7 protein-coding genes are annotated in these 7,732 nt (G+C 61.3%); 4 read left to right on the top strand and 3 right to left on the bottom strand.

The annotated features are described in order from the left end of the window. Positions 1-156: 156 nt before the first annotated feature. Together ACP7A2_RS26815 and purT are read left to right on the top strand one after the other, a co-directional pair. Entirely contained in the window at positions 157-624 is a 468-nt protein-coding gene (locus ACP7A2_RS26815) for a preQ0 transporter (RefSeq protein ID WP_348056030.1), read from the top strand. Positions 625-693: 69 nt separating this feature from the next. Continuing rightward, entirely contained in the window at positions 694-1,875 is a 1,182-nt protein-coding gene (purT, locus tag ACP7A2_RS26820; protein ID WP_014719785.1) for a formate-dependent phosphoribosylglycinamide formyltransferase, read from the top strand. Positions 1,876-1,969: 94 nt separating this feature from the next. On the opposite strand, the gene ACP7A2_RS26825 is transcribed toward purT, so the two are convergent. The 3 genes from ACP7A2_RS26825 to ACP7A2_RS26835 form a co-directional block, all read right to left on the bottom strand. Beyond that, the gene (locus ACP7A2_RS26825; RefSeq protein ID WP_426136814.1) at positions 1,970-3,280 is read right to left on the bottom strand and encodes an MFS transporter; all 1,311 of its coding nucleotides are present in this window, start codon (positions 3,278-3,280) and stop codon (positions 1,970-1,972) included. A 357-nt stretch (positions 3,281-3,637) separates the two neighbouring features. Further along, entirely contained in the window at positions 3,638-4,876 is a 1,239-nt protein-coding gene (locus tag ACP7A2_RS26830) for a transporter associated domain-containing protein (RefSeq protein WP_426136816.1), read from the bottom strand. 12 nt (positions 4,877-4,888) lie between these two features. Then, positions 4,889-5,701: an inner membrane protein YpjD gene (locus ACP7A2_RS26835; RefSeq protein WP_395610695.1), complete on the bottom strand. Its 813-nt coding sequence runs from the start codon at positions 5,699-5,701 to the stop codon at positions 4,889-4,891. Between the two features lie 234 nt (positions 5,702-5,935). On the opposite strand from ACP7A2_RS26835, the gene ffh reads away from it, so the two are divergent. After that, a complete protein-coding gene (gene ffh / locus ACP7A2_RS26840; RefSeq protein WP_426136817.1) occupies positions 5,936-7,312 on the top strand; it encodes a signal recognition particle protein in 1,377 nt (458 codons plus the stop codon). A 251-nt stretch (positions 7,313-7,563) separates the two neighbouring features. After that, positions 7,564-7,732 (top strand): 30S ribosomal protein S16 (gene rpsP, locus ACP7A2_RS26845; RefSeq protein WP_426136818.1); only part of this gene is annotated, 169 nt, incomplete at its 3' end.

The raw sequence follows: 7,732 nt of genomic DNA on the forward strand, positions 1-7,732 counted from the left end.
ACCTGACAGAACGCGGCGGTCTTATTGGGGCTGCTGCGCAGCCCAACGCGGGGCAAGCCCGCTCGCCACAACAAGCCGGTTCACACCGACAAGCCCGCTCGCCACAGGGGTTGCTGTGCTTTACCCTGTGCGGCATTACCCACAGGCCCATCCTCCATGCTTTTCCTGATCGCCTATATCAGCAGCGTCGTGCTGATCAACTTTGCCTTTTCCACCGCCCCTCACTTGGATGTCATCTGGTCCGCCTGGGGCGGCCTGGTGTTTATCCTTCGCGACATGGTGCAAACCCGCTTTGGCCACGGCGCGATTGTCGCCATGCTGGCCGCGCTGGTGTTGTCGTATGTGACCTCCGATCCGTCGATTGCCCTGGCCAGCGCCACGGCGTTCGCGGTGTCGGAGTGCATCGACTGGCTGGTGTTCAGCATCACCAAGCGCCCGCTGCACGATCGCCTGTGGATAAGTTCGGCGCTGAGTATTCCCCTCGATACGTTTATCTTTTTCGGCCTGATCGGCGCGCTCACCCCCGCTGTGGCGGGCACTGCGCTGGTGTCGAAATTCGCCGGGGTCACGGTGGTGTGGCTGATCATGGCGTGGCGCCTGCGCAAACGAGCTGTCGCCAACTGAGGCCAATTTTTACAGTTCATGTAAAATGCCGGCCTTTCTCCCCATGATCCGCTCCCCTGAGGACCTGAGATGACCCGAATCGGAACTCCATTGTCGCCAACCGCGACCCGCGTTTTGCTGTGTGGCTGCGGTGAGCTGGGCAAGGAAGTGGTGATCGAACTGCAACGCCTGGGCGTTGAAGTGATTGCCGTGGATCGCTACGCCAACGCGCCGGCCATGCAGGTTGCGCACCGTAGCCACGTGATCAACATGCTCGATGGCGCCGCCTTGCGTGCCGTGATCGAAGCCGAGAAGCCGCACTTCATCGTGCCGGAAATCGAAGCCATCGCCACCGCCACGCTGGTCGAACTGGAAGCCGAAGGCTTCACCGTGATCCCGACCGCGCGCGCCACCTCGCTGACCATGAACCGCGAAGGCATCCGTCGTTTGGCCGCTGAAGAGCTGGACCTGCCGACTTCGCCGTACCACTTCGCCGACACGTTTGAAGACTACAGCAAGGCCGTGCAGGACCTGGGCTTCCCATGTGTGGTCAAGCCGGTGATGAGTTCGTCGGGCAAGGGCCAGAGCCTGTTGCGCAGCACCGACGACGTGCAGAAAGCCTGGGATTACGCCCAGGAAGGCGGCCGTGCCGGCAAAGGCCGCGTGATCATCGAAGGCTTTATCGATTTCGACTACGAAATCACCCTGCTCACCGTGCGCCACATCGGCGGCACCACCTTCTGCGCGCCGGTTGGCCATCGTCAGGAGAAGGGCGACTATCAGGAGTCCTGGCAGCCGCAAGCCATGAGCCCGATTGCCCTGGCGGAATCCGAGCGCGTTGCCAAAGCCGTGACCGAAGCGCTGGGTGGCCGTGGCCTGTTTGGCGTGGAGTTGTTCATCAAGGGTGATCAGGTGTGGTTCAGCGAAGTGTCGCCGCGCCCGCATGACACAGGGTTGGTGACATTGATTTCTCAGGATTTGTCGCAGTTCGCGCTGCACGCACGCGCCATTCTGGGCTTGCCGATTCCATTGATCCGCCAGTTCGGGCCTTCGGCGTCGGCGGTGATTCTGGTGGAAGGGCAGTCGACCCAGACGGCATTCGCCAACCTGGGCGCAGCCTTGAGTGAACCGGACACGGCGTTGCGCCTGTTTGGCAAGCCTGAAGTGAATGGGCAGCGTCGGATGGGTGTGGCGTTGGCGCGAGATGAGTCGATTGAAGCGGCCCGGGCGAAGGCTACTCGTGCTTCCAAGGCTGTCGTAGTAGAGCTGTAATCGAGTCGCGCCCTTCGCGAGCAAGCCCGCTCCCACATTTTGATTTGTGAACGCAACGAAATGTGGGAGCGGGCTTGCTCGCGAAAGCGGTCTATCAGGCGACCTTGTTCAAATCATTATCCCGCGTCTCTTTCAGGCACAGCACAGCAATCAAGCTGAGCACCGCTGCCGCCGACACATACCCGCCGACATAACTCAGCCCGCCCATCGCCACCAGCTTGGTCGCGAAGAACGGTGCCGCCGACGCACCCACAATCCCGCCCAGGTTATACGCCGCTGAAGCGCCGGTATAACGCACGCGGGTCGGGAACAATTCCGGCAACATCGCGCCCATTGGGGCGAAGGTCACGCCCATCAGGAACAGCTCCAGGCTCAGGAACAGCGCCACGGCCCAGGTTGAGCCGTGGGTCAGCAGCGGCTCCATGGTGAAGCCCGACAGAATGGTCAGCACTGCGCCAACAATCAGCACCGGTTTGCGCCCGTAACGGTCACTGGCCCACGCAGCAATGGGTGTGGCCAGGCCCATGAACAGCACGGCAAAGCACAGCAGGCCGAGGAAGGTTTCACGGCTGTAGCCCAGGGTTGATACGCCGTAACTCAGGGAAAACGCAGTGGTGATGTAGAACAGTGCGTAGCACACCACCATCGACGCGGCGCCCAACAAAACCGGTAACCCGTGTTGGCTGAACAGTTCCACCAACGGCACTTTCACCGGCGCTTCTTTGGCCACGGCGTTGGCGAACACCGGGGTTTCATGCAGCTTCAACCGTGCGTACAGGCCAACCATGACCAGCGCGGCGCTGAGGAGGAACGGGATGCGCCAGCCCCAGCTGCGAAATTGCTCGTCGTTCAGGCTAAGGGCCAGAATCAGGAACAGGCCGTTGGCCGCCAGAAAGCCGATCGATGGGCCCAGTTGCGGGAACATGCCGAACCACGCGCGTTTGCCCTTCGGTGCGTTCTCGGTCGCCAGCAACGCCGCGCCGCCCCATTCCCCGCCAAGGCCCAGGCCCTGGCCGAAACGCAGCACACACAACAGGATCGGCGCCCAGGCCCCAATGCTGTCATAGCCCGGCAACAAACCGATCAACGTGGTGCACACGCCCATCAGCAACAGGGATGCCACCAGCGTGGATTTGCGCCCAATGCGGTCGCCAAAGTGGCCGAACAGCGCCGAACCCAGCGGGCGGGCAATGAAGGCGATGCCAAAGGTCAGGAACGACGCGAGCATCTGCGCGGTGCCGGAGGTCTGCGGGAAGAAGACCGGCCCGATCACCAGCGCGGCGGCAGTGGCGTAGATATAGAAGTCGTAGAACTCGATCGCGGTGCCGACGATGCTCGCCGTCGCCACCCGTGCGGTGGAGTTGGTCGGGGCGGCGGTCGCGGCCTCGTTATAAGTGGTGCTCATTGAGGTATCCCTGACGGTCGTTGCGCGTTGGTTCGCGGATTATTATTGGTCGAACACCCATGGATCAGGGTTATGCACGGGGCGGCTCGGGATAGGAGCAAACACCGGTCAGACGGTGAGGCGTTGCCGGGACACGCTGAGTGCGGGTAGCACGCGGTCTGGCGGGGCTTTGGTAAGCCTGGGCGATTATAGGAAGGGGTTTGCGGATCCAACAAGTAGCTCAGGCGCCGCAAATCAAAATGTGGGAGCTGGCTTGCCAGCGATGCAGGCACCTCGGTCAGTCAGTGGAACCCGGGTGATGCTATCGCAGGCAAGCCAGCTCCCACACAAGCCAGTGCTCACAAGAATTGGGTTGGGTCAGGCGGCGACGGGCACGTAGCTGGTGTGCCAGATCAGCACCTTGCTCACGCGGTTGTCTTCGGTCTCGAGGATTTCCAGGCGGTAGCGGCCGATTTTCAGGCACACCGCGCAATCAGGAATGGTCTCCAGCGCTTCGGTCACCAGGCCGTTGAGGGTCTTGGGGCCGTCGCTGGGCAGGTGCCAGCCCAGGCTCTTGTTCAGCTCGCGGATCGAGGCGGCGCCGTCGATGATGTAACGACCATCGGTCTGCGCTTCGATATGCGGGTTGTCCGCGCTCTGCTCGCTTTCAAACTCGCCAACAATTTCTTCAAGAATATCTTCCAGGGTCACAATGCCCAGCACTTCGCCGTATTCGTCCACCACCATGCCCAGGCGCCGCTGTTGCTTGTGGAAATTCAGCAATTGCAGTTGCAACGGCGTGCTTTCCGGGACGAAATAAGGTTCGTGGCAGGCCGCGAGCAAGGCTTCTTTGGTCAGGCTGGCGTCGGGCAGCAGGTGCTGGATCTGGCGGGTATTGAGCACCGCCTGAACCTGGTTGATGTCGCTGTGGAACACCGGCAGGCGCGTGCGCTGGGAAGTGCGCAGTTGCTCGATGATCTCTTCGTCCGAGTCATCCAGGTTAATGCCGTCCACTTCACTGCGTGGCACCAGGATGTCGTTGACCGTGATGTTGTCCAGGGCATGAATGCCGGGCATACCCGGCATACGGTTGTCGTCGGCCTCGGGCTCGGGTTCGTCGTCATGGTCGGGTAGCGGCTCGTCGCTCTTTTTCACCACGCCGGATTTGCGTGCGAACGGGCGCAGCAACAACAGGCTGATGCCATTGAGCAGCCAGGCCAGCGGGTAGAGGATTTTCAGCGGCACACCGAGCAGCGTATTGCCAAAACCCAGCACCGCTTGCGGGTAGCGGGTGGCCAGGGCGCGGGGCAGGTAGTCGGCGAGTATCAGCAAAATGGCGCAGGAGATCAGCCAGCCGAGCCAAGGGCCGTTCAGCGCCCAGGCATAAATCGCCAGCAGCGTGCACAGAATTACCACGGCGGCGCGGCACAGGCTGTTGCACAGGATCAGGCTGTTGCGCGGAAAGCTCAGACGGGTGGCGGCTTTGTCGCCCTGGCGTGTGCCGGGGCGCAGGGCCAGCAGATGCTGTTGAGCGGCTTCGATGGCGGTAAACAGCGCCGCCCATAACACCAGCAAGGCGATTACTGCGAGCATCGGCCCCAAGGGCAAGTTGTCCATGATCGCTGCCCGTCAGATATGCAGGATGTATTCGCGAACCAGCTTGCTGCCAAAATAGGCCAGCATCAGCAGGCAGAAACCGGCCAGGGTCCAGCGGATCGCCTTGTGCCCGCGCCAGCCGAGGCGGTTACGCCCCCACAGCAGCACGCTGAACACCACCCAGGCCAGGCACGCCAGCAGGGTTTTGTGCACCAGGTGTTGGGCGAACAGGTTTTCCACGAACAGCCAGCCGGAAATCAGCGACAGCGACAGCAGCGTCCAGCCGGCCCACAGGAAGCCAAACAGCAGGCTTTCCATGGTCTGCAGCGGCGGGAAATTCTTGATCAGCCCGGACGGGTGCTTGTTTTTCAGCTGATGGTCCTGCAGCAGCAGGAGCAGCGCCTGAAACACTGCAATGGTGAACATGCCGTAGGCCAGAAGCGACAGCAGGATATGGGCGAGGATGCCCGGTTCCTCGTCGATCACCTGCACGGTGCCGGTCGGGGCGAACTGCGCGAGCAGGACCGTCAGCATGCCCAGCGGGAACAACAGCACCAACAGGTTCTCGACGGGAATTCGGTAGCAGGCCAGCAACGTCAGCGCGATCACGGCGGCGGCGATCAGGCTGGCAGCGCTGAAAAAATCCAGGCCCAGGCCGACCGGGGTCATCAGGTGGGTGAACAGGCTCGCGGCATGGGCCAGCAGGGCGAGGACGCCAAGGCCGACCAGCAGGCGTTTGTCCGCCTTGGTGCCTTGGGCAAGTCGAGTGCCCTGGTAGAGGGTCGCAGCGGCGTACAAGAGAGCGGCGGCGAGGCTGGGTAGCAAGCTGGGTGACAAGGGGACCATAAATCCTGATAGATAAGCCCGAAAGGCGCTGAGTTTGGCATACCCCTGCGTTCCACGAAAGACTCCTGCGCCATACAGCGGGTGTGCATAGGCGCAGTCTTCGCTATAATCCGCGACCTGCCCACGCCGCAGGCTTGCCGGGCGCTGTTTTTTACAGCGATTTACCCCAGCCTGGGCCGCCATTACCTCGGTCTACCGATGCACTTCGATGAATAGGGCCTGAAAGGATCGCGCATGTTTGAAAACCTGACTGACCGTCTCTCGCAGACGCTGCGCCACGTAACCGGCAAGGCCAAGCTGACCGAGGACAATATTAAAGACACCCTGCGTGAAGTGCGCATGGCGTTGCTGGAAGCCGACGTGGCCTTGCCGGTCGTGAAGGACTTCGTCAACTCGGTCAAAGAGCGCGCAGTGGGCACCGAAGTGTCCCGCAGCCTGACGCCGGGCCAGGCCTTTGTGAAGATCGTCCAGGCCGAACTCGAAAGCCTGATGGGTGCGGCCAACGAAGACCTGAACCTCAGCGCCGTGCCACCGGCCGTTGTATTGATGGCCGGTTTGCAGGGCGCGGGCAAGACCACCACCGCCGGCAAGCTGGCGCGCTTCCTTAAAGAGCGCAAGAAGAAAACCGTGATGGTGGTATCGGCCGACGTCTACCGTCCGGCGGCCATCAAGCAGTTGGAAATGCTCGCGGGTGAAGTGGGCGTGACCTTCTTCCCGTCCGACCTGAGCCAGAAGCCGGTCGACATTGCCAACGCGGCTATTAAAGAAGCCACGCTCAAATTCATTGACGTGGTCATCGTCGATACCGCCGGTCGCCTGCACATCGATGAAGAGATGATGGGCGAGATCAAGGCGCTGCATGCCGCGATCAACCCGGTCGAGACACTGTTCGTGGTCGACGCCATGACCGGCCAGGATGCGGCCAACACCGCCAAGGCCTTCGGTGATGCACTGCCGCTGACCGGCGTGATCCTGACCAAGGTCGACGGCGACGCCCGTGGCGGTGCTGCGCTGTCGGTGCGTGCCATCACTGGCAAGCCGATCAAGTTTATCGGTATGGGCGAGAAGAGCGACGCGCTCGAGCCGTTTCACCCTGAGCGTATTGCTTCGCGCATCCTCGGCATGGGTGACGTGCTCAGCCTGATCGAACAGGCCGAAGCGACCCTCGACAAAGACAAGGCCGATAAACTGGCCAAGAAGCTGAAGAAGGGCAAGGGCTTCGACCTCGAAGACTTCCGCGATCAGCTGCAACAAATGAAGAACATGGGCGGCCTCGGCGGCCTGATGGACAAGCTGCCGAACATCGGCGGTGTGAACCTGGCGCAAATGGGCAATGCCCAGGGCGCGGCAGAGAAGCAGTTCAAGCAGATGGAAGCCATCATCAACTCCATGACCCCGGCCGAGCGCCGTGACCCTGAGCTGATCAGTGGTTCGCGCAAACGTCGGATCGCCATGGGCTCCGGCACCCAGGTACAGGACATCGGTCGCTTGATCAAGCAGCACAAGCAGATGCAGAAGATGATGAAGAAATTCTCCGCAAAAGGCGGAATGGCCAAGATGATGCGCGGCATGGGCGGTATGTTGCCCGGCGGCGGCATGCCAAAAATGTAAAGTATTCGAGCGGGAGCCCAGCTCCTGCTCCGACCCACAGGGACGTGGGATCTCCAGCAAACCCGCCGTTGGCGGGCGCTGACTCGCCGTTTTAACCGACGGCTCTATAGCAGATCTGAGTGGCACGCTGATAGGCGCCAGAAAAAGACATTTGCAAAAGTCCGGATATTCCTTAGAATATGCGGCCTTTCGGGCACCTATGCCCGCTGTGCATTTAGATTTGCAGCACCGACTACAGGAACGATGTTCACATGCTAACAATCCGTCTTGCCCTTGGCGGCTCCAAAAAGCGCCCGTTTTACCACTTGACCGTAACCGACAGCCGCAACCCGCGTGACGGTTCGCACAAGGAACAGGTTGGTTTCTTCAACCCTGTTGCTCGTGGTCAAGAAGTTCGTCTGTCCGTGAACCAAGAGCGCG

It is taken from the genome of Pseudomonas sp. PWP3-1b2 (genome assembly GCF_049896045.1).
In the GTDB taxonomy this organism is placed as follows: Bacteria; Pseudomonadota; Gammaproteobacteria; order Pseudomonadales; family Pseudomonadaceae; genus Aquipseudomonas; species Aquipseudomonas antarctica_B.